Source organism: Acinetobacter pittii ANC 4050, assembly GCF_000399685.1.
In the GTDB taxonomy this organism is placed as follows: Bacteria; Pseudomonadota; Gammaproteobacteria; order Pseudomonadales; family Moraxellaceae; genus Acinetobacter; species Acinetobacter pittii_E.
In genome coordinates this window covers 3,333,412-3,356,163 of the sequence record NZ_KB976987.1, presented here as the reverse complement: position 1 = coordinate 3,356,163, position 22,752 = coordinate 3,333,412, and the positions used below count along the sequence as shown (strand labels likewise).

Annotated in this window: 16 protein-coding genes and 1 tRNA gene; 8 read left to right on the top strand and 9 right to left on the bottom strand. The window is 39.9% G+C overall.

Annotated elements, in window-relative coordinates:
* Positions 1-8 precede the first annotated feature (8 nt).
* From F931_RS19495 to F931_RS19485, 3 genes are all read left to right on the top strand, one after another.
* Positions 9-1,430, top strand: a complete 1,422-nt coding sequence (locus F931_RS19495; RefSeq protein ID WP_016142867.1) for an amino acid permease — start codon at positions 9-11, stop codon at positions 1,428-1,430.
* A gap of 120 nt (positions 1,431-1,550) precedes the next feature.
* Positions 1,551-2,450 carry a lipase family protein gene (locus tag F931_RS19490; protein WP_080649548.1) on the top strand — a complete coding sequence of 300 codons (900 nt, stop codon included), beginning with the start codon at positions 1,551-1,553 and terminating at the stop codon, positions 2,448-2,450.
* A gap of 121 nt (positions 2,451-2,571) precedes the next feature.
* Positions 2,572-2,647: transfer RNA gene (locus F931_RS19485), tRNA-Glu, on the top strand.
* Between the two features lie 90 nt (positions 2,648-2,737).
* Here the strand turns inward: F931_RS19485 and F931_RS19480 are convergent.
* Positions 2,738-3,685 (bottom strand): hypothetical protein, encoded by a 948-nt coding sequence (locus tag F931_RS19480; RefSeq protein WP_016142865.1) that lies wholly within the window; start codon positions 3,683-3,685, stop codon positions 2,738-2,740.
* A gap of 275 nt (positions 3,686-3,960) precedes the next feature.
* Here F931_RS19480 and F931_RS19475 point away from each other — a divergent pair, with 275 nt between their 5' ends.
* The gene (locus F931_RS19475) at positions 3,961-4,299 is read left to right on the top strand and encodes a hypothetical protein (protein WP_016142864.1); all 339 of its coding nucleotides are present in this window, start codon (positions 3,961-3,963) and stop codon (positions 4,297-4,299) included.
* A gap of 18 nt (positions 4,300-4,317) precedes the next feature.
* Here F931_RS19475 and F931_RS19470 read toward each other — a convergent pair whose 3' ends face one another.
* From F931_RS19470 to F931_RS0103995, 5 genes are all read right to left on the bottom strand, one after another.
* On the bottom strand, positions 4,318-5,268 hold the full coding sequence (locus F931_RS19470) for a cation diffusion facilitator family transporter (protein ID WP_016142863.1): 951 nt from the start codon (positions 5,266-5,268) through the stop codon (positions 4,318-4,320).
* 132 nt (positions 5,269-5,400) lie between these two features.
* Positions 5,401-8,559 (bottom strand): efflux RND transporter permease subunit, encoded by a 3,159-nt coding sequence (locus F931_RS19465; protein ID WP_016142862.1) that lies wholly within the window; start codon positions 8,557-8,559, stop codon positions 5,401-5,403.
* On the bottom strand, positions 8,549-9,769 hold the full coding sequence (locus F931_RS19460) for an efflux RND transporter periplasmic adaptor subunit (protein WP_016142861.1): 1,221 nt from the start codon (positions 9,767-9,769) through the stop codon (positions 8,549-8,551). Before F931_RS19460 ends, F931_RS19465 begins: the two co-directional genes overlap by 11 nt.
* 2 nt (positions 9,770-9,771) lie before the next feature.
* Positions 9,772-11,187: a TolC family protein gene (locus F931_RS19455; protein WP_016142860.1), complete on the bottom strand. Its 1,416-nt coding sequence runs from the start codon at positions 11,185-11,187 to the stop codon at positions 9,772-9,774.
* A 54-nt stretch (positions 11,188-11,241) separates the two neighbouring features.
* Positions 11,242-11,640: a cation efflux protein, CzcI-like gene (locus F931_RS0103995; protein WP_025470432.1), complete on the bottom strand. Its 399-nt coding sequence runs from the start codon at positions 11,638-11,640 to the stop codon at positions 11,242-11,244.
* 159 nt (positions 11,641-11,799) lie between these two features.
* Here F931_RS0103995 and F931_RS19450 point away from each other — a divergent pair, with 159 nt between their 5' ends.
* Both F931_RS19450 and F931_RS19445 read left to right on the top strand, forming a co-directional pair.
* Complete coding sequence (locus tag F931_RS19450) at positions 11,800-12,492, top strand: YidX family protein (RefSeq protein WP_016142858.1); 693 nt, start codon at positions 11,800-11,802, stop codon at positions 12,490-12,492.
* Between the two features lie 330 nt (positions 12,493-12,822).
* Positions 12,823-13,206, top strand: coding sequence for a tetratricopeptide repeat protein (locus F931_RS19445; RefSeq protein ID WP_016142857.1), 384 nt, complete (start codon positions 12,823-12,825; stop codon positions 13,204-13,206).
* A 44-nt stretch (positions 13,207-13,250) separates the two neighbouring features.
* Here the strand turns inward: F931_RS19445 and ettA are convergent, their stop codons facing one another.
* Positions 13,251-14,912 (bottom strand): energy-dependent translational throttle protein EttA, encoded by a 1,662-nt coding sequence (gene ettA / locus F931_RS19440; protein ID WP_005067029.1) that lies wholly within the window; start codon positions 14,910-14,912, stop codon positions 13,251-13,253.
* A gap of 295 nt (positions 14,913-15,207) precedes the next feature.
* On the opposite strand from ettA, the gene metY reads away from it, so the two are divergent.
* Positions 15,208-16,485 carry an O-acetylhomoserine aminocarboxypropyltransferase/cysteine synthase family protein gene (gene metY, locus F931_RS19435; protein ID WP_016142856.1) on the top strand — a complete coding sequence of 426 codons (1,278 nt, stop codon included), beginning with the start codon at positions 15,208-15,210 and terminating at the stop codon, positions 16,483-16,485.
* 272 nt (positions 16,486-16,757) lie between these two features.
* Positions 16,758-17,648, top strand: coding sequence for an SDR family NAD(P)-dependent oxidoreductase (locus F931_RS19430; RefSeq protein ID WP_016142855.1), 891 nt, complete (start codon positions 16,758-16,760; stop codon positions 17,646-17,648).
* Between the two features lie 65 nt (positions 17,649-17,713).
* Here F931_RS19430 and ychM read toward each other — a convergent pair whose 3' ends face one another.
* A complete protein-coding gene (ychM, locus tag F931_RS19425; RefSeq protein WP_016142854.1) occupies positions 17,714-19,900 on the bottom strand; it encodes a solute carrier family 23 protein in 2,187 nt (728 codons plus the stop codon).
* A 297-nt stretch (positions 19,901-20,197) separates the two neighbouring features.
* Entirely contained in the window at positions 20,198-22,546 is a 2,349-nt protein-coding gene (gene tex, locus F931_RS19420; protein WP_016142853.1) for a Tex family protein, read from the bottom strand.
* Positions 22,547-22,752 lie beyond the last annotated feature (206 nt).

The window sequence follows — 22,752 nt, the reverse complement described above, 5'->3', positions numbered from 1 at the left end:
TGTGTAATATGCAGCCATCTGACAATCAACTAGATGCTCATCAGCATCAGAACAGTACTGCACCTTTAAAAAGAGCCATGAGTACTCGCCATCTTGTGATGTTATCACTGGGCGGAGCGATCGGAACTGGTCTATTTTTAGGTTCAGGGGAAGTCATTTCACAAACTGGAGCTATTGGCGCAATTATTGCCTATATTCTTGGTGGCGCGATCGCTTACATGGTTATGCTCTGCCTAGGAGAACTCGCTGTACACATGCCTGTTTCAGGTTCTTTCGGTGCATATGCCAAAAAATATATTAGTCCAAGTACGGGCTACATGATTTCTTGGATGTACTGGCTAACTTGGACGGCAACGCTTGGAACCGAATTTACAGCCGCGGCTCTACTCATGCAGGAATGGTTCCCGCATATTTCAATGTGGATTTGGACAATTATTTTTGCGGTTACTATTTTTGGCTTAAATATCAGTTCAACTCGTATTTTCGCTGAATCTGAATTCTGGCTAGCCCTTGTTAAAGTCGTTACCGTCATTGCCTTTATTGTGCTGGGCTTATTAGCAATTTTTGGTTTAATTCCATTCCATGGTTCCCAAACTGCTCCTCTATTTAGCAATCTGACAGCTCAAGGCTGGTTTCCTCATGGTTTAATTCCTATTTTTACAACCATGTTAATTGTTAATTTTGCTTTCTCAGGAACCGAATTAATTGGTGTAGCAGCAGGTGAAACAAAAGATCCGGCTCACAATGTTCCAAAAGCAATTAATGCTGCAATCTGGCGTCTACTTATTTTCTTTGTAGGTACTATCATTGTTATTAGTGCCTTACTTCCTTTCCAACTTGCTGGCTTAGGCGGTGATGGCGTAAGTAGCAGCCCTTTCGTTACTGTATTTAATTATATTGGCATTCCATATGCGGATGACATTATTAGGTTTGTAATTATTACAGCTCTGCTTTCGGCAGCAAACTCAGGACTTTATGCTGCTTCACGTATGATGTGGTCGCTGTCGGAACAAAAATTACTGCCTAGCGTATTTGCCACTCTATCAAAAAGTGGAACACCGATTGTAGCTCTAGTGGTAACGATGTTCGGTGCAATTCCAGGTTTGTTATCAGAGCAATTTGCACCAGAGACTATTTTTAAAAATCTGCTTGGTGTCGCGGCTTTTACCATGGTCATTGTATGGATGAGTATTTGTTTAAGTCAGTTCAATTTCCGTCGCCAATGGTATCGATCAGGCCATACGGTTAAAGACTTACAATATGCTGCCCCTCTATTCCCTATTGTGCCAATTTTAGGTTTCGTTTTCTGTTTTATTACTTGTTTAAGTATGGCAGCAGACCCTGAAATGCGTGCCGGTTTTGTAGGCTGTCTAATTTTCACAGCTTTATGTTATCTCAGTTATTTTATTTTTTACCGCAATAAGGCCTAAACTTATTGTTGTGAACAAAAAGTGTAGCAAAAAGCTACACTTTTTTTTGCCTACATACTAGTTTTCAACAAGATACCGTTGTAGATTGAAATTCATATTAAAAACAAAATCTTGTATAGAATGAAAATTATATTTATCCACGGGATGAATCAACAAAACTACACAGCACATCGCTTGAAAGAGCATTGGTTAAAAGTATTTAAGCTCGGCCTAAAACAAATGCCTTGCAAAATTAATGTCCGCGATCTTCATATTCATATGCCGTTTTATGGCGACCTAATGACTAAATATCAATTAAGCAATCAATTAGACCTTAATACGTTATTACCTAAATCATTTTTAAATAATTATTTGCCAATTCACTTCCATCACAACAATCCCCCAGCTAAAGAACACACCCCATTTGTTCCCTTATTACCTCCAGCAACAGATCCAGCTGAAAAAAGCTTTTCGGAACGACTTTATCTCACTTCTCAGCTTGTAAAAGACCGCGTACTCAAAGAGCTAGTCGTACTTTTAAATAACTTCCCTAAATTGCATGAAAGTTTGATCCAGCAGTTTTTAATTGAAACATATATGTATTTGTCTAATCCTGAGTTTATGCAGGAAGTGAATGAGCGGATTTTAAAGAAAATGCGAGAAGACGAAGATTATATTATCGTTGCTCATTCTCTCGGCTCGGTTATTGCTTTTAACCTTCTTTCGGACCCTACTTATCAGTTTTCGATTAAACGATTTATAACGTTAGCTTCTCCTTTATCTTTTCGCGTGATTCAAAGCAAGCTTGCCAGTCCAATTTCTAGACCTCCCTGTATCCATGGTGATTGGTTTAATTTTTACTCACAAGATGATTTTTTGACCGCATTTCCATTATGCGAGGCTCCATTTAATTTTGAGCCGCCTATTATTAATCAGAAAATTTATACTTTCGCTAACCAGCCGCATGAGATTTTAGGGTATCTACAACACCCCTCGGTTATAAAGGCAATTATTGAGCCTTTTCAGAAAAATGAAGGCTAAATGTATATATTTTCTACGATTTGAGTTATTTTTAATCGCTTGACTGTTTTTTTTAATATTTCTTCAGAAAACTATTTGACACTTTTATTAAATCGACCTAATATACGCCCACCTCTGAAACGTCCCTATCGTCTAGAGGCCTAGGACATCGCCCTTTCACGGCGGTAACCGGGGTTCGAATCCCCGTAGGGACGCCAAATTCTAAAAAGCCACTGCATAACGTCAGTGGCTTTTTTCTTGCCTTAAAAATAAAAAGCCAATCAATAATTAGCTTTTCATATGCTCTACTAACCTGCAATTCCTACTTGTACTTCAAGACGACCCGACTGTACTCGAAGCCCCCTAATTTCAAACTGATCTACCAGTTGCTGCACAAGCTCGCGACTTTCTCTTAAAATATTCAAGCCCGGTAAAATACTAAAATCAGTCAAACTTAAAAGCTTTTCAACCATCCATGAGCGATTATTAATAAAGTCAATAAATCCTGCTTGCTCTAGATCAATAAACCACATGCGGTGGCCATCGCGTTGGATTCCGGGAATATCGCCAATCAAATGATTAATAAGTGATGGAATGGGCAACATATTTACGACTTCAAAACCTACTCGACCAATACGGCGTACCGCCCAATTGGATAAGGTTCCCCCATGTCGAATCTGGACGTCGAGACTCTCATCCATTTGACGTAGGCGCAAGAATTTTTCCTGCCCAATACGACATTCCAATACTTTAAAATCCAAACTCAAACGATACATGAAACGATGGTAATGCCCATCGATCTCGACTTGGAAACTATCATTGCCACATTTGATTTTAATATCATCAATTTCAGAACGGTCAATGCGCTTTCGGATTTGATTATTTAATAATATTTCAGGTAAGTACAAAGTTAAGGTACTTTTCCCCAAAAATGTCCGCGCCATAATCAATGCGACTTGGCGTGCTGTTTCACTGGTTTCAGACACCATATCTCTTACAGTGCCTGCTGCCAGATTTGTCATGCCCACAACGCCACGTCTCGTCTGAGTAGTGACTTGATCAAGTGCATCCAAAGCCGCGTCAGCAACTCCGGCAATATTACGTGTTGTGTCACTCGCAAACCCAACTGCATCTTGGGCATGTTGCAATGTCTTATGCAGTAATCGACGAGATAATGACGGTTTCGCGGTATCTGGGGTAGCTAAAACCGATGCTGTCGTTGTAGGCTGCGACTTATTGTCATCTTGTTGACCCAAGTCCCTTTCTCCTTTTTATATTTATTTCACATCCTATTTACGAGTATTTAAGCTCATTTATCGTGCTCATCACACTTCATTTTTCTGTAGATTAGCATGCTCTACAATATTATTTTAATTTTTATGTGTACGGATAAATCATCAGTTTTTTATATTTCTTTGTTTATTCATAAGTAATTTTTATGCTAACTCAAAGCATCTCATCGATATCTTACAAATTTTTTTCTTTCTGCACATTTCCGTTAGAATAGATTCAAACTAAATGTGGAGTTCTCATGCAATATCGTTGCCCTAAATGTCAAAGTGTTAAAATTATGCCTGTGAGCCAAGGCGTTAACAGCGCGAAACCTGTCGTTCCTAAAAGTCTGGTTATCTTGATTCCTGCAATTTTTGTGCTTTTGCTCTTAGTAGTGATTAGCATTTTTATGTGGATTTTTGGCAATGGTGCAGGTAGTTCTCTTCAAATCGCAACAGTAGTTGCTTTTGTTGTAGCTGTAGGGGCAGGTTTTATGTTCTGGCGTGATTTGCCTGATTTCAAATTATCTATGCAAGCATTTATGCAGTCACAAAAGCACTGGAAATGCCGTGACTGCAATAACGAGTGGGAAATCTAATGAATAACTCACATCAGTTTAATGCTGATGTGAGTGTTTTTCGTCAGTATGTTCATGTGGAGCATGTTGATTAATATGCTGGCAATTGATCTCGGCATCGTCTTCAATTTGCAATGTCACTTCACCAATACCATGTTCATGAGAAAGCATTTCAACAGCATCTTGATATAACTTGGTACGGTCAGCTTGCGGCGCAAATAGATGCACCGTTAAATGAATATTTTTCGAAGTAATTGCCCATACTTTAAGTTGGTGGATACTCTCCACACCATTTAAAGAAAGTAGATCGGCACGCAGCTTCTCAATATCGACTTCTTCCGGCACCCCTTCGAGCAAAATATTAATACTCTGTTTCAGTAAAACCCATGTCCGTGGTAATACCCAAAAACCAATCAAGACTGCAATAAGCGTATCAATCCAATACCAGTTGGTGAAGTAAATGATAAGCGCCCCAATAATCACCCCTACCGAGCCTAGCGCATCACTCAATACTTCTAGATAAGCCCCCTTCACATTTAAACTGTTATTGGCACTCGACATGAGAATTTTCATTGAGATGAGATTAATCACCAAACCAATGGACGCGACAATCAACATTCCCAAGCTTTGAATTTCAGGTGGCTTAGAGAAGCGGATATAAGCTTCATATAAAATATAAATTGCCACTACAAAAAGCATGAGTGCATTAAATAAAGCGGCTAGAATTTCAAAGCGCTGATAACCGAAAGTACGTTTGTTATCGGCAGGGCGTTTAGAAATTTGAATGGCAACCAAAGCAATTGCTAAAGCCGCTGCATCTGTAAACATATGCGCAGCGTCAGAGAGCAATGCCAAACTTTGCGTAATTAAACCTGCAATCACCTCAACAATTAAAAACGTCGTGGTAAGTGCTAAGGCAATCGTTAATTTTTTAGCATTACCTTCAGTCACTACAGCATGATTATGATCATGACCATGATGTCCACCCATTTTGCGGACTCCTTTTTATTTATCTTTATGGTGAGTTAAAAGTAACGATGAAGACACCTTTACCTTTAACTCTTACAAACACTTTTTCGACTTAAATTTTGTAATCAAAAAAGATATCTCAAATCGATGACATTATGAATGCTCAACACTTTTCGTCTTGCCCTCATTCATCCATCGATAAATGACTGGTAACAAAACCAAAGTTAATATCGTAGATGAAATAATGCCACCAATAACAACTGTTGCCAAAGGCCGCTGGACTTCTGCGCCAGTTCCCGTAGCCAAAGCCATTGGAATAAAACCAAGTGAAGCCACACAAGCGGTCATGAGTACAGGTCTTAAACGTAAGATCGCCCCATTCCATGTAGCTGTTTGAATATCAAATTTTTCCCTAAGCTCTTTAATAAAGCTCAGCATCACCAGACCATTCAAAACAGCGACACCTGATAAGGCAATAAACCCAACACCAGCAGACATGGACAGCGGAATATCTCTTAGCCAAAGCGCAATCAGACCACCTGACAAAGCAAAGGGTACGCCGCTAAAGACCAACAAGCTTTCTTTCACATTATGGAATACGGCCATGAGCAGAATAAAAATCATAGCAAGCGCCAATGGAACAACTATTTTCATTCGGGCAGCAGCTGAAGCGAGATTTTCAAACTGACCGCCATATTCCAACCAATAACCCGCCGGCAGTTGTTCTTTTGCGAGTGTTGTTCTTAACTCTTGAACAAATGATCCTAAGTCACGGCCCTCTACGTTTGCAGTAATAATGACACGGCGCTTCCCATTTTCACGTCCCACCTGATTTAGGCCTGAGGTACGTTCAACTTTAGCGACATCTTGAAGCTGGATGAGGCCACCATTTGGTAATTGGATCGGAAGTTGAGCTAAGTTTTGGATGGTACGCTGTTGGTCTTCTAGGCGAATTTCAAAATCAAATCGTCTATCGCCTTGTAAAATCTGCCCAATATTTTGCCCACCGACACTTGCAGCAACAATATCTTGAATGGCTTTTGCAGATAATCCGTATTGCGCAGCCAGAGAACGATTAATTTCAACACTCAGCACCGGTAAACCGCTCGTTTGTTCTACCTTAACCGCGGTAGCGCCTGAAATTTTTTGTACTTTCTGAGCGAGTGCTTGAGCCTGCTCATTGAGTACTTGCATATCGTCGCCAAAAATCTTGACGCCAATATCACTCCGAATCCCTGATATTAGCTCATTAAAGCGCAGCTCAATCGGTTGAGAGAACTCACTGTTATTACCCGGTAATGTCGCTAAAAAAGCTTCCATACGTGAACGCAGCTCAGCTAGCGTCTCTTTAGAGTTTGGCCATTGATCATGCGGTTTAAGTAAAATAACTGCATCAGAGATATTAGGCGGCATCACATCTGTTGCAACCTCAGCTGTACCTGTTCGAGCAAAAACAGCTTTTACCTCGGGAAAGTTTTTCAAAATGAGTTTTTCAGTATTTTCCTGCATTCGCAGTGATTGCTCGAGCCCAGTACTCGGTGAGCGCATTTGCTGCAAGGCAAAATCACCTTCGCTGAGTTGCGGTGCAAATTCACTGCCCATTTGGGTAGCTAACACACCTGTGAGTACCAAAATACTTAATGCAAAACTAACAACCACAATCTTAAGTTGATAAGCCCGATCGAGGACATCTCGGTATTTCTGCTTTAAAAGCTGCATCCAACGTGTTTCTTTTTCTTTCACTTGACCCGTAACAAAAAGAGCAACTGCCGCAGGTACAAATGTCACAGAAAGAATCATGGCACCCAATAATGCCATCACTACAGTCATCGCCATTGGATGGAACATTTTGGCTTCAACACCAGATAAAGCAAAAATAGGTAAATAGACCACCAAAATAATCATTTGCCCAAAAATAAGTGGTCGACGGGCCTGTTTTGCTGCAAGGAATACTTCTTTGAATCGCTCAGGCCGTGTAAGAGGTCGATGTAAAGTATGCTGTGCTTCTGCTAGACGGCGAATACAGTTTTCTACAATAACAACTGCACCATCTACAATAATCCCGAAATCAAGCGCTCCTAAGCTCATGAGGTTGGCACTAATGTTTTGTTCAGCCATACCTGTCAGGGTAAATAACATCGATAATGGAATAACGCAGGCTGTGATTAAAGCAGCTCTAAAATTTCCTAAAAAAATAAATAAAATCACAATAACCAGAATCGCGCCTTCAACAAGGTTCTTCTGTACGGTTGCAATTGCTTTGTTTACTAAACTCGTTCGGTCATAAACCGTTTCGATTTCCACACCTTTAGGTAATGTAGGCTGAATTTCCTTAATTTTGCTATCAACCGCCTGAGCAACGGTACGGCTATTTTCTCCCATCATCATCATGGCAATGCCAAGAACCGTTTCCTCACCGTTGTAAGTTGCAGCTCCTGTTCTTAAATCATGCCCAATAGAAACATTTGCCACATCGGCCACGCGAATGGGTAACCCATTTTTGGTGCTCACAGTAATGTTTTGAATATCTTCAACACTACTTAACATGCCGGGCACACGAACAGTGAGTTGCTCTCCGTTTTCTTCAATAAAACCTGCACCGCGATTTTCATTATTTTCTTGCAGCGCAGTTTGAAATTCATTAATTGAAATCTGAAGCTGCTGCAAACGTTTTAAATCAGGTGAAACAATATAGGTTTTATTGTAGCCACCAATACTGTTAATTTCGGCCACGCCTTTCACACGCTGCAATTGAGGACGCACAATCCAATCCTGAATTTCACGTAAATCCATGGCTGTATAGGCCGTGCCATCTGTTTTCTTAGCACCAGACTTTGCTTTCACGACCCATTGGTAAATTTCACCCAGCCCCGTTGAAACAGGAGACATGACTGGATCAACTGATTCAGGCAGTTGCCCGTCCGCCTCTTGTAAACGTTGGTTAATCAGCTGTCTTGCCCAATAAATATCTGTTCCATCTTTAAAAATAATGGTGACTTGGGAAAGTCCATAGCGGGAAATTGAACGAGTCTGCTCCAGATTAGGAATACCAGCCATCGCATTTTCAATAGGATAGGTAATCCGCTGTTCAACCTCTAAAGCGGTATAACCATTGGCTTGAGTATTAATCTGAACTTGCGTATTAGTAATATCTGGAACTGCATCAATAGGAAGCTTTTGATAACTCCAGATCCCAACTCCAATCCAAGTCAATACAAAGAGCATGACCCAAATAGCATTTTGAATAGCAAACTGAATAACCCTATCAAACAACCCTTCTGGTTTGGGTAGCTCAGGTTTATTAATGTCCATGTTCCGCCTCTCCTTTTTCCAATTCGGATTTCAGCAAGAAGCTACCTTCAGCCACATAGCGCTGGCTTGGATTAACACCTTTTACAACTTCGACCCACTGACCATCTTTAGAGCGTTGTCCCAACTGCACAATGACAGGCTCAAATTCAAAGCCTGTTTTAACCATTTTTGGGGTAAAGATAACGTCTTTCCCTTCGACTTGTTGAATCGCCTGAGCTTTTACACGGGTCACTTTTTGCGTTGTGCCTGAAGAATTCAGCTCAACATTAACCATTAAGTTTGGACGCAATTCACTGTTATTTGCCAAGACCTTGGCACGCACTTGTAAACGTCCCGTTTGAGCATCGGCCTCTGTTGTTAAACTTTGAACCTGAGCTTTAAATGCATTCCCAGTTTGTAAAGATTTAAATTCAATCTGTTGATTTGGCTGTACATTGATATTTGCATTGCTTGGTAAAATGAATTCCAACCATAACTGATCAAGCTGATTAATAATAAAAAGCTGATCTGCTAGCTGTACGTTTTCACCCACTACAATATCTTTATTACTGACCATGCCAGCAATTGGTGCGGTTAAGGTGTAACGCCCTCCTGAGCCTGAACCTGCCCCGAATGCATTTAAGCGCGAGCGAGCTGCTTTAACCTGAATTTGTGCTTGCTGATAGGCGTTATAAGCTCTTTGATAATCTTGTTTGGCAGAAATTCCTTGAGACCATAAGCTACGTTCACGTTCATAGTCCTGACGCGCTAAATCAAGATTAGACTGGGCGATTTGCAAGTTGGCTTGTTGATCGACCAGATCTGGAACCAATAAGCTTGCAAGTGCCTGCCCTTTTTTAACCTGTTGCCCCAATTCAACATATACCGCTTCGACACGACCACTAAAACTTGGTGAGACATGGGCTTGTCGGTCGGTATTCACCACCAATTTTGCTGGATAAGTTTGAAGTTGAGGAACTTCACCTAGTTCAGCTTGTTCAATTTTTAAATTTTGTTCCTGCATTTGCTGAGCAGTGAGTAGCAGTGGTTTTTCATCCTCTTCATGGTGTTCTTCACCCTCTTCTTCAGCATGCCCGTGGCCTCCCAATGCTTCCGAAGAATTAGATTTATTTTTTGAATTTAAAACCAGTAAACCAATTAATAGTGCAGTGATTACAGCAATCACCCCTACCCAAAGCCATTGAGAATTTTTCTTTAAATTTGACGACATTATTATTCTCCTGCCTGAGTTGGGAACGTTTGACTTTGTTGCCAAGCACGTTGATTGAGTTGCATTAAGGCATCTTTCGCCATGATTTGTTCTGGTTCTAACCCAAGACGCAAACTTTGAATTTCAATTGAGTTTTGCCAAGCCTGTTTTAGTAGCTCGACTTTACGTAAGCGCACGTCTTGCAATTGCATGGTGGCTTGCTGAACATCGGTAACGGCGAACTTACCTAAACGGAAACCTTGCAATGTTTTTTGCTGAACTTGAATAGCAAGAGGAACTTGCTGATCATTTAATTGCTTGAACTGAATATGTAAGCCTTTTAACTCTGATATCAGAGTTTCAATATCCGCTTGATTTTGCTGTCGATAAAAGCTTTGCTGGAGTTGAGACAGCTCTTGCTTGGCCTGAGCAATCTTGATTCCGTATTGCTGGCGATTAAAAAGATTTAAAGGAATTTCTACCCCTAATCGAATTTGATTATCCGTACGCTGTTCTGGAGAACGAGTGTTATTAACACCCAAAGTTACAGTAGGTTGCGGTCTTGCTTTTGCTTTAAGCTGTTGAATATTGGCTTGCTGCGCAAGAGCATCTAGCTGGAAAGAACGCTCTAATAAATTATTTTGCGTATCTTGGCTGGGTTCTACATTCGCCGCCAACGCCCATAACTGATTTGGACTTTGGAATAGCTGAAACTGACTTGAACCACCTCCCCATAAGTTCACTAACTGTTGTTTCGCAACTTGAAGTTTTAAATCGACCTGTTGATACAAACGCTGATTTTCCAAGTGAGACATCCGCACTCGATCTACATCAACTTGTGCAATACTGCCTGCTTGATAACGTTTTTCCGATGCTTGTAAATTTTCTTGGCTAACGGCTAGCTGTTCTCCAACAAGAGACTTTTCAAGCTCAAGCAAAGCCACTTGTGACCAGAAATATTTAACAATTAATTCAAGTTCAGCTTTATAACGCTGCTCAGCCAAATCAATTTTTGATATTTCCACTTTTGCTAAATTTTGTGCCGCCTTACGTTGTCCAAAAATATCTAAAGGCTGAGAAATACCTATCGCAAGTTCTTTTTCTTGATCACTTTGGAACCCTGTTTGCTCAATGGAAAGACTTGGGTTGGCCCATAAATGACTTTGCTTTAAATTAGCCTCAGCCATTTGCTGCTGTGCTTGCCAAGTGCCTTGTTGACTTTGATAGCTTTGAACTTGTGCCAGTGCCTGTTCAAAATTAAACGCTGCTTTTTGGATAGAATGTTCTTGTTGAATCTCAGACTGAGCCATCGTTACTTGTCCAACCAATAGCATGGCAATAGACAGGCTTGAGAACGTTACAGCTTTTTTTAACGTTAACTTAACGTTATTACGTGATGAGCAACCAAGGCTCACCTGATTTTGAAAAATAAAAGACATGTTTTAGCCCCGCAATGAATATAAGATGCGGTGGGCTTTTTTTGGCTACCCCACCTATAGCGGGGTTAAAACAGGAGGCGGTTTCAGAGCACCGAGATGCGGAGACTGATAAGAATTTGACCAGTGATAAATTTGTGAGAGTTCCTGCACATGCACTACAGGCACCTGAGCTTGTTTTTCAACTTCAGTCATCACCACATGAAAACATGTTGGTAAATGGTCATGATGATCTTGCAAGTTTAAAGGTGCTTTATGAGAAGTGTTTACCTTATCGCTTTGTTCACTATGAGCATGAGGTGAAGCCTGATCTACATTCAAAGCCGTATGATGCCCAAAATGATGTAATGCTTTTTCCTGATTTTCGTGCATGCAAAATGCTGCCGCCACATTCCATAAACTTTGGAATATGAGCAAACTAAACAAGATAGACACAAAAACGGCGGAACGTGGCAAAAGCGCACCATTAAACTAAAAAGTTGAACAGAGCCACTATAACAGGCAGTAGGCATGTAATAAAATTACAAAACCTCGATTCATAAATCCCCATTTTTTAATTTAGAACTTAGTCTCACGCTATACGAGACAAAAATAATTTCTTTTTGAGTAATCATTATGTACAAGCTTTTTTCTATATCGATATTAACCATTTGCCTTGGCCTAACAGGCTGCGCAACGAATCTATTGTCCACCGCTTTACCAAATGAAACAACTGAAATTAAAACCACTGTTTTAAAAAATGATCAAATTATTGCCTTAGGTCAAACAGTTAAAAATGACCAAGAACAAGGTTTTGTATTTGTGGGGAAAGACTATAACTATTTAATGACTGACGGTAGCTCAAACCTTTTAAATATTATCAAAAGTATTCCAGCAGAACAGAGAACTTTAAAGACACCATCACCGCTTGTACTTGAGATGGATGATTCTACTCATTTTCATGGCGAGATAACGATTCGTTATAATATTCCTACTTATCAAATAGATGAAAAACAAAAAGAACTTTTAAATACATTAGGGTTTAAAAATCAATTTATGGCAATGAAAAATCAAAAACAAGTTTTCTACCCTTTCACCATAATCCGCTTTAAGGGAAAGATTTATCAAAAAGCAGATAATCAAAAGATTCAACAGCAGCTCCCAACTCCCTACCCAGTCGCTCTACAACAAAAAGATGAAGTAACCAAGAAACATCCGTTTAAACGTGTAACACGCATGGCGTTATATCCTCTTGCGATGACCTTTGATGTAATTACAGTAGCCCCATCATTAATCTGGTCAGATTTGCATGGTGACTTTAATAAATAAATTCATTCACTCTTAAACAAAAACCAGCCCATAGGCTGGTTTTTGTTTAAGAAAATTTCTTTTGTTTGATATTTATAAATTTTCTTATATTAAATAAAAACTATTTTCTAGTTTTAAAGAATTCTTGATTTAACTGGGAATACTCTATTCTTATAGTAATTCCACTATACGTAAAAACAGATGTAACTTTTATGTAAGCTAAAACCTCATCTGTTTTCATCCAAATGCGCTATATTATATTTACAAAAAAAAACATAATATTTCAATATAAGGGACTAGCTTAAAAGTGTGAGTCAATTCAATCAAATTGAGGAACAAGGGAGAACTATCATGAATATGAAATCAATCAAGCATGGGCTTAATCACTTGTTTGCTTTTGAGAACTTAACCGCTGATATGCATTCGCAAGCAGTTGATGAGATTGAACAAGGTTTACGCTTTGAAGAGTTAGCCGAGCAAGATCATGAACGTATGCAAAATTGGTTAGATATAACTCCTAATGACCGAAATGCCATGTGGTGTTATTTACGCGCAGCTTTACGTGGTAGCCCAGATGCTTCATTTAAACTGGGTATTGGTTATCTAAATGGACAATTTGGTCTAGATAAAAATTATAGTGAGGCTGAAAAGTGGTTACAAAAAGCCGCAAGTCAGGGACATCCTGATGCAGATCGCTGCTTACAGGAAGCCTTTAGTAAATTGGCTTTTTCATAAATAAAAAACCAGCCCGTAGGCTGGTTTTTTTTAAATTAGCAAAATTATCCGCTAATTTTTTTGTATTTAGTACGTTTTTGAACAGCGTCTTCACCTAAACGTGACTGACGATACGCTTCATATTCTGCATAGTTACCTGTGTAGAATTCTGGCTGTTCATTTTCAAACGACAAGATGTGTGTCGCGATACGGTCAAGGAACCAACGGTCATGCGATACCACCATTACTGTACCTGGGAACACAAGAATTGCATCCTCAAGCGCACGTAAAGTTTCAATATCCAAGTCGTTTGATGGCTCATCCAGTAAGATAACGTTTGCGCCTTGCTGTAAAATTTTCGCAAGTTGTAAACGGTTACGCTCACCACCAGACAATTCGCCTACGCGTTTTTGCTGATCTTGACCTTTGAAGTTAAAGCGGCCGATATAAGCACGTGAAGCAATTTCATAATCGCCCACTTTCAAGATATCTAAACCACCAGATACTTCTTCCCAAACAGTTTTGTTATTGTCTAGGGTGTCACGAATCTGACCTACGTAAGCCACTTTAACTGACTCACCTAAAGTCACAGTACCTGTATCAGGTTGCTGTTCGCCAGTCATCATACGGAATAAAGTCGTTTTACCCGCACCGTTTGGACCAACGATACCTACAATTGCTGTTGGAGGTACAGTAAACGATAAGTTTTCGTACAACACGCGGCCGTCAAATGATTTGCTGATACCTTCCACTTCCACAACTTTATTACCCAAACGAGGGCCAGGTGGAATGTAGATTTCAGACGTTTCATTACGTTGCTGGAATTCTTTAGAGTTAAGCTCTTCAAAACGCTCCATACGCGCTTTGTTTTTCTTTTGCTGACCTTTCGCATTTGAACGAACCCATTCAAGTTCTTTTTTCAATGCTTTAGCAAAAGATTCTTCTTGTTTCTGCTCTTGTTCTAAACGAGCATTTTTCTGTTCCAACCAAGAAGAGTAGTTACCTTGGTAAGGAATACCGTGTCCACGGTCAAGCTCCAAGATCCACTCGGCCACGTTATCTAAGAAATAACGGTCATGCGTAATCGCAACGATTGTGCCAGGGAAATCTTTCAAGAAGCGTTCTAACCAAGATACAGACTCTGCATCCAAATGGTTCGTCGGTTCGTCAAGAAGCAACATGTCTGGCTTTGAAAGCAATAAACGGCAAAGTGCTACACGACGACGTTCACCACCTGAAAGCTTAGTTACGTCTGCATCCCAAGCTGGAAGGTTCAAGGCATCTGCCGCGATTTCAAGCTGGTTGTTTAGGTTGTGCGCATCCCAAGCATGGATGATTGATTCTAATTTTTCCTGCTCTTTCGCAAGTGCATCAAAATCAGCATCCGGGTCTGCATATTCTGCAAATACCTGATCAAGACGTTCTAAAGCATCTAAAGCTTCACGTACGCCATCTTCAACGTTACCACGAACGTCTTTAGTTGGATCAAGTGGCGGCTCTTGCTCTAAATAGCCGATTTTAATTCCAGGTTGTGCACGAGCTTCACCAGAGAAATCTTTATCTACGCCAGCCATAATACGAAGCAAGGTAGATTTACCTGCACCGTTCAAACCGAGTACACCAATTTTGGCACCCGGGAAAAATGATAAAGAGATGTCTTTTAAGATTTCGCGCTTTGGCGGAACCATCTTAGACACTCGGTTCATCGTATAAATATATTGGGCCACGCAGGACTCCTCAATTGAAAAACCAATACATCGCATAAGCGATAAATAATCGCGCGTATTATACGCTGAAAACCCCAACAACTTGAAGTTATGATTTCCATCGTACGGATTTATCAAACAATTTTCTTTTTCAATAAGTTGCAAAATGCTTATGTATAAGATTTATACAGTGTTTCAGCGTATATTTTTCTATCTTTATTCCTAAAATTAGAAAAGAAACCAGAATTTCTGCAATTTTCTATTTAACTTTTAAGCTAGACTCGCTCAATATTTAACTCACGAAGATGAAGTAATCATGACTTATAAAGATGAAACCTTAGCCATTCACGCAGGCTACTCACCCGAAGCGACAACAAAAGCAGTTGCGGTCCCTATTTATCAGACGACTTCTTATGCATTTGATAATACACAGCACGGTGCCGACCTTTTCGATTTAAAAGTTCAGGGCAATATTTATACGCGGATTATGAATCCGACCACTGCTGTACTTGAACAACGTCTAGCTGCACTTGAAGGTGGAATTGGTGCGCTAGCCTTGGCTTCTGGAATGGCAGCAATTACCTATGCCATCCAAACTATTACAGAAGCGGGAGACAACATTGCCTCAGTTTCAACTTTATATGGCGGGACGTACAATCTATTTGCCCACACATTACCAAAACAAGGTATTGAAGTTCGCTTTTTTGATTACCAACAACCAGAAAGCTTACGTAATTTAATTGATGATAAAACTAAACTTGTTTTTGTTGAATCGATTGGTAATCCACTTGGCAATATTATCGATTTAGAAGCAATTTCAAAAATTGCACATGAATATGGTGTACCTGTTATCGTCGACAATACTGTTGCCACCCCTGCTTTATTAAAACCATTTGAATATGGTGCCGATATCGTTATTCACTCTCTTACCAAATATATTGGTGGACACGGTAATAGCATTGGTGGCGCGATTGTCGATAGTGGTAAATTCCCTTGGGGTAAATATCCAGAACGCTTTAAAGTTTTGAACACGCCTGACCCAAGTTATCACGGGGTTAATTATGTCGAAGCATTAGGTGAAGCTGCTTATATTGCACGAGCTCGCGTTGTACCTTTACGGAATACAGGCGCGGCTATTAGCCCGCTGAGTGTTTTCTTGATTTTACAAGGTCTAGAAACTCTAAATCTGCGAATGGAACGCCATACTGAAAATGCCCAAAAAATTGCGGAATATTTACAGACTCATCCAAAAGTAAAATGGGTCAACTATGCAGGTTTAAAAGATCATCCACAGCATCAGCTTGCTCAAAAATATGTAAAAGGTAAACCTTCTGCAATTTTATCTTTCGGTGTGCAAGATGGGCGTGAAGGTGGTACTCGATTCATCGATGCCCTTCAGCTATTTACTCGTCTGGTCAATATTGGTGATGCAAAAAGTTTGGCGTGTCATCCTGCAACCACAACTCACCGCCAGCTCAATGAACAAGAACTTAAATCTGCTGGTGTAAGTGAAGATATGGTACGTCTTTCAATTGGAATTGAGCATATTGATGACTTAATTGCCGATTTAGAACAAGCACTTTCAACTGTATAACTTTTAAACTATTCAACAAGCCTCTGGAAATAGAGGCTTTTTTGTTTTTTCATTTATTATAAGACTAAAATAATTAATGGATTAAGATCGTATTTTAGAGTTTTTACTCTAAATAAATTGTTAAATTTCATATATTTACAGACTAGACAATTTTTAAACATCTATTAAGATAAGCACAATATTTATGAGTTCATCTGGATGAACCTACGGTTGTAAAAATAAAAATTACATACCGGAATAAATAGTCCCTGCCCCTACTTAGGTAAAATGCTGTGAATAAAAAATTAGAAGCTCTGTTCCAGGAAAAGGTACAAGATAAAGTCATTTTAGTGACAGGCGCCTCGAGTGGAATCGGATTAACGATTTCAAATAAACTTGCTGATGCTGGTGCCCATGTTTTATTGGTTGCCCGTACTCAAGAAACTTTGGAAGAAGTGAAAGCAGATATTGAAAGCCGTGGCGGTAAGGCATCAATTTTTCCATGTGATCTCAACGATATGGAAATGATTGACCAAGTATCTAAAGAAATTTTAGCGACTGTTGATCACATTGATATTTTAATTAATAACGCAGGTCGCTCTATTCGCCGTGCCGTACATGAATCTTATGATCGTTTTCATGACTTTGAACGCACGATGCAATTAAATTATTTTGGTGCAGTTCGTCTAGTTCTCAATATTTTGCCACATATGATTCAGCGTAAAGACGGACAAATTATTAATATTAGCTCGATTGGTGTTTTAGCAAACGCCACTCGCTTCTCTGCATACGTCGCATCTAAAGCTGCTCTTGATGCATTTAGCCGCTGTCTATCGGCCGAAGTTCATGCACACAAAATTGCAATTACTTCAATTTATATGCCATTGGTTCGTACCCCAATGATTGCGCCAACTAAAATTTATAAATATGTACCAACACTTTCACCTGAGCAGGCTGCTGACCTAATTGCTTATGCAATTGTGAAACGTCCAAAACGTATGGCAACTAACTTAGGTCGCTTAGCTTCAATGACTTATTCTGTAGCGCCAGGCATCAATAATATGTTTATGTCGATTGGTTTCCGTTTATTCCCAAGTTCAGATGCAGCGAAGGGTCAAAAAACTGAGAAATTAAACTGGGCACAAAAAGCATATGCACGCATTTTCCCAGGTGAACACTGGTAATTTTGAGTTGATGACATAATTAAAAAAGCGCCTTAATTTAAGGCGCTTTTTTAATGAGGTTCATATTAGTCAAGAAACTGAACGTGCCCTGTTTTTACATCGTAAATTGCACCCACAACTACAATCTCACCTCGATCCACCATATCTTTAAGCACACTGCTGTTATTAATAATATACTGGATGTTGTAGTGAACATTCATTGCTGTGACTTGACTGATAAAAGCATTACCTAATTCACGTGGCTGCATAATGTCATATACGCTATCAACCGAATGCATTAATGGCCCAAGCACATATTGAATGTGTGGCATTTCCTTTACATCAGACACTTGCTTTTGCTCTAAACGCAATTGACATGCACTTGTCACCGCACCGCAATCGGTATGACCTAAAACAACAATGACTTTAGAACCTTTAGCCTGACAAGCAAACTCAAGTGAACCCAATACTTTTTGCCCAGCAATATTACCTGCAATTCGTAAGCTAAACAGATCCCCAATACCTACATCAAAAATCATTTCGGTAGGAGCACGTGAATCCATACAACCCAGCACGGCTGCAATCGGGTGCTGTCCTTCATCTGCAGTCACGCGAATTTGTCGGTAAATATCGCGTTGAAGACGTTCATTTTTTACAAAGCGCTCGTTTCCTTCTTTAAGTAAATTGACGACCTGTTGAGGACTCAGCTTTTGTTGCAAATCTTGCGTACTAATATCAATATCAAGTACGGCATCATCAACATCTTGATAGTGCTGTTTAAACCCAACCAGTTTAAGATTTACCTGACGTTTAATAGCAGTTTCACTTTGATAATCTTGAATAACTTGATAGATATCAGGATCAATCGAATCACATTGAGTCGCATCAATAATGAGTTGCTGATGTTTATGCACATGTTCCAATGCTGAAATAAGTGCAGAACGATTAAGAAAGGTCACTTGTGATGGAAGTTCAATACGAGTCACTACGCCATGTAGGCGCTTCTCTCTATAAACACGAATACCTTTATTAAAATTACCATAGAGAATAAAAGCACTACTGGTGAATAGGCCAATTAAAATTCCCATTAAAAGATCAGTCAGCAAAATTGCAACTAAGGTAATAATAAAAGGCAGAAACTGTTTCCAACCTTTTTGATAAAGCTGTTTAAATAGTTTTGGATGGGTAAGCTTAAAGCCTGTCAGGATGAGGATCGCAGCCAATGCAGACAGAGGAATCATGTTCATTAATGGCACGAAGAACAAAACTGCTAGCAGCAACAATACCCCATGAATAATGGTAGAGCATTTACTACGCGCACCTGTATTTGCATTCACCGAACTACGCACAATCACTGAGGTGACAGGCATTCCACCAATTAAGCCCGAAATGATGTTACCTGTACCTTGTGCCCAGAGTTCACGGTTAGGAGGAGAAGAACGTTTTTGAGGATCGATCTTGTCTGCCGCTTCTAGATTCAATAATGTTTCTAAAGATGCTACAACAGCGAGCGTAATGGCTCCTGTGTAAATCATAGGCTCAGCTAAATAGCTAAAATCAGGAAAAATTAATACTTCTTCGGGTGCTTGTAAGATATTCGGTAACTGAATGAGGTTATCCACTTGCACGGCCAATGGAGAGCCTGTACTTATTAACACAAAATTTAAAACTGCTGCTAGCACAACTGCAATTAAAGCCGAAGGTAAAGCTAGTTTTTTTAGCGGACTACTATCCCACGCTAAAATTAGGAATAAACTGAGCAAACCAATCAGTGCCGCTCCGCTATCAAAACGTTGGAGGAATGCGTCTGGTGTTGAAGTCCAAACCTGTTTCCATGAAAAATCAGAAAGTCCGAACAGGTAAGGCAATTGTGTCGCAATTAGAATGACACCAATAGCAGCGAGTAATCCTAAAATGACATTATTTGGAATAAAGTTAGCAAAAAAACCTAACTTGAATAATCCAAATAGAATTTGTAGGACACCTGCAAAAATAATACATAATAAAAAGGCGGCATAATTGCCGCCTAGTTGTTCTAACTGTACAAGAATGACCGCAGTCAGCCCTGCCGCTGGGCCTGCAACGCTAATGTGGGAACCACTGAGTAAACCCACAATAATGCCGCCGACAATACCTGCAATAATACCAGAGATGATGGGAGCACCTGAGGCTAAAGCGATACCTAAGCACAGCGGTAATGCGACAAGGAATACGACAACTCCGGATAAGAGGTCTTTTAAATGAAATCTATTTTTCAGGTTTAAAACCGACATAAAACAACCATTTATAATAAAAAGAAATAAGCAAAGTTGTACTATTACAGCCTGAAAGAGAATAAATGCTTCAAGGCTGGGTTGATGATGTCGGACAACTGAATCTCATTAAAGTTTAGTTATGCTATAACGTTGTGTATTTAATTGTGTATTTAACAACGATTTGTTGATCTTAAGATTCACCTCATCTTTAGGACTGCGTTTTTTCTTAACCGATCTTTGATATCTCTCAAAAATAATGATGCACTAATAAAAAAGCCCCCAAAAACTGGAGGCTTCTTATCATATTAAAGACTCTTATTTAGAACCTTTAATTCCTGCTTGCAATAACAATGCACCTAAACCACCAATCTTTTGTTCTTGAGGTTTTTCTTGCTTGTTACGCTGAGGACGTTCAGCTTGATCTTTACGTGGTTGAGGACGTTTACCTTGAGGCTTACGTTCAAAACGTTGTTCGTTATTTTGCTCACGGCGTGGTGGACGCTGAGCTTTTACGGGTGCAGAACCTTCGGCACGCATACTTAAGTTCACGCGATTACGTTCAGCATCAACCTGCATAACACGCACTTGTACGATCTGGCCCGGTTTTACAACTTTATGCGGATCAGAAACGAACTCATTCGCTAATTCAGAAATATGAACTAAACCATCCTGATGAACACCAATATCAACAAAGGCACCAAAGTTTGTGACGTTGGTAATCACGCCTTCAAGCTGCATACCTTCAGTTAATTGGCCCACTTCAGTGATATCTTCACGGAATTTAGCAGTACGGAACTCTGGACGTGGGTCACGACCCGGTTTTTCAAGTTCAGCCAATACGTCTTGAACGGTTGGCAAACCGAATTTGTCATCAACAAATTCATCAGCTTTTACTTGGCGGATGATTTCGGTATTACCAATGATGTCTTTCACAGTTGTCGCTTTTGCTGCAACAATTTTCTCAACAAGACCATAACTTTCAGGGTGAACAGCAGAAGCATCTAAAGGTTCAGAACCATTTTGGATACGCAAGAAACCAGCTGCTTGTTCAAAAGTACGCTCGCCTAGACGTGGTACGCTTTTCAAAGCTTGACGGTTATCAAAACGACCATGCTCTTTGCGGTATTCAACAATTTGCTGTGCAATGGCTTTATTCAAACCTGCAATGTAAGCCAAGATTGCTGGAGAAGCGGTATTTACATCAACACCAACCGCGTTCACACAGTCTTCGACTACCGCATCAAGTGTTTTAGCCAAACCGGTTTGATTCACATCGTGTTGATATTGACCTACACCAATTGATTTCGGATCAATCTTAACAAGTTCAGCAAGTGGGTCTTGTAAACGGCGAGCAATTGATACTGCACCACGAATTGAAACATCAAGTTCTGGGAGTTCTGCCGCAGCAAGTTCACTTGCTGAATAAACAGATGCACCCGCTTCACTTACAGTCACACGCGTTAATTTAAGATCTGTATTTGCAGCCATCATTTCAGCCACGACAGCTTCAGTTTCACGGCTAGCTGTACCGTTACCAATGGCAATAAGCTCTACATTATATTCACGGCATAAACGTGCAAGCTCAGCAATAGAACCTTCTTTGTCTTCTTTAGGCGCAAATGGATAAATCGTGCTGTGAGCAAGTACATCTCCAGCATCGCTTACTACAGCTAGTTTCACACCGGTACGAATGCCAGGGTCAACACCTAAAGTAGTACGGCTACCCGCTGGTGCCGATAATAATAAATGACGGAGATTTTCAGCAAATACCTGCATTGCTTCTGCTTCAGCAGTAAGGCGCTTCTCTGTCAGCAATGAATGCTCGATTTGAGGGCGAACTTTACCCAACCAGAACAATTTAGCAGTTTGCTTTAAGAAGTCCTGACGTGCTTGCGGCTGAATTTGCTCAAGGTTGTATTCAGTTTCAATACGTGCCAATGGTGCATCATCTTCACCATCTACTTTTAAACCTAATACATTTTCTTGACGACCACGCAACATCGCCAATAAACGATGTGAAGGCAGTTTGTTTAAACCTTCAGAAAATTCAAAGTAATCACGGAATTTTTTACCGACTTCTTTCTTTTCTTCAGAAGCAACTGTACTTTTTAAAACTGCAGTTTTTGCAAAAGTTGCTTTTAATTCTGTAGTCAGTGCAATATTTTGTGCCCAGTCATCAATTAGAATATGCTGAATCGCATCTAACTGACTTTCAACATCTGGATAGTCTTCATGACTAAAACCAGCCAATGCTTCTGTCGGGTCAACTTGTTCTGCAATAATTTTTTCAGCAATCGGTCCTAGACCTGCTTCTTTTGCTTTAAAAGACTTACTAGTACGCTTAGGACGATACGGTGCATAAATTTCTTCTAAAGCATTTTTTGTTTCGGCTGCATTCACCCGCGCCAACAAGTCATCACTCAATTTATTCTGTTCTTGCAATGACTGAATAACCTTTTCACGGCGCTCATATAAATCACGTAAATACGCTAAACGAGTATCTAATTGGCGTAACTGCGTATCATCTAAACCTTGTGTTACTTCTTTACGGTAACGGGCAATGAATGGAACACTGGCACCTTCGTCAATTAAGCGGATGGCAGCTTCTACTTGGTTTGGACGTACGGCAAGTTCACTTGCCAACTGCTGAACTAAGTCAGTCATCGTGTTTGATCCCACAAGGATAAAGTTTAAAAGCACTGATTATAAAGACCAAGCCCATAAAATCCACACTTGTTTGCGTATTCAAAACGTTTTTTTGTATTGACTCTGAATATTTATACTTTTTTCGACGACTAGAGCACAAAAAAACAGGGGTTTAAGTATGAAAAAATGAATACTGAACTCAGCCTTTTAATCTTTATAAAATA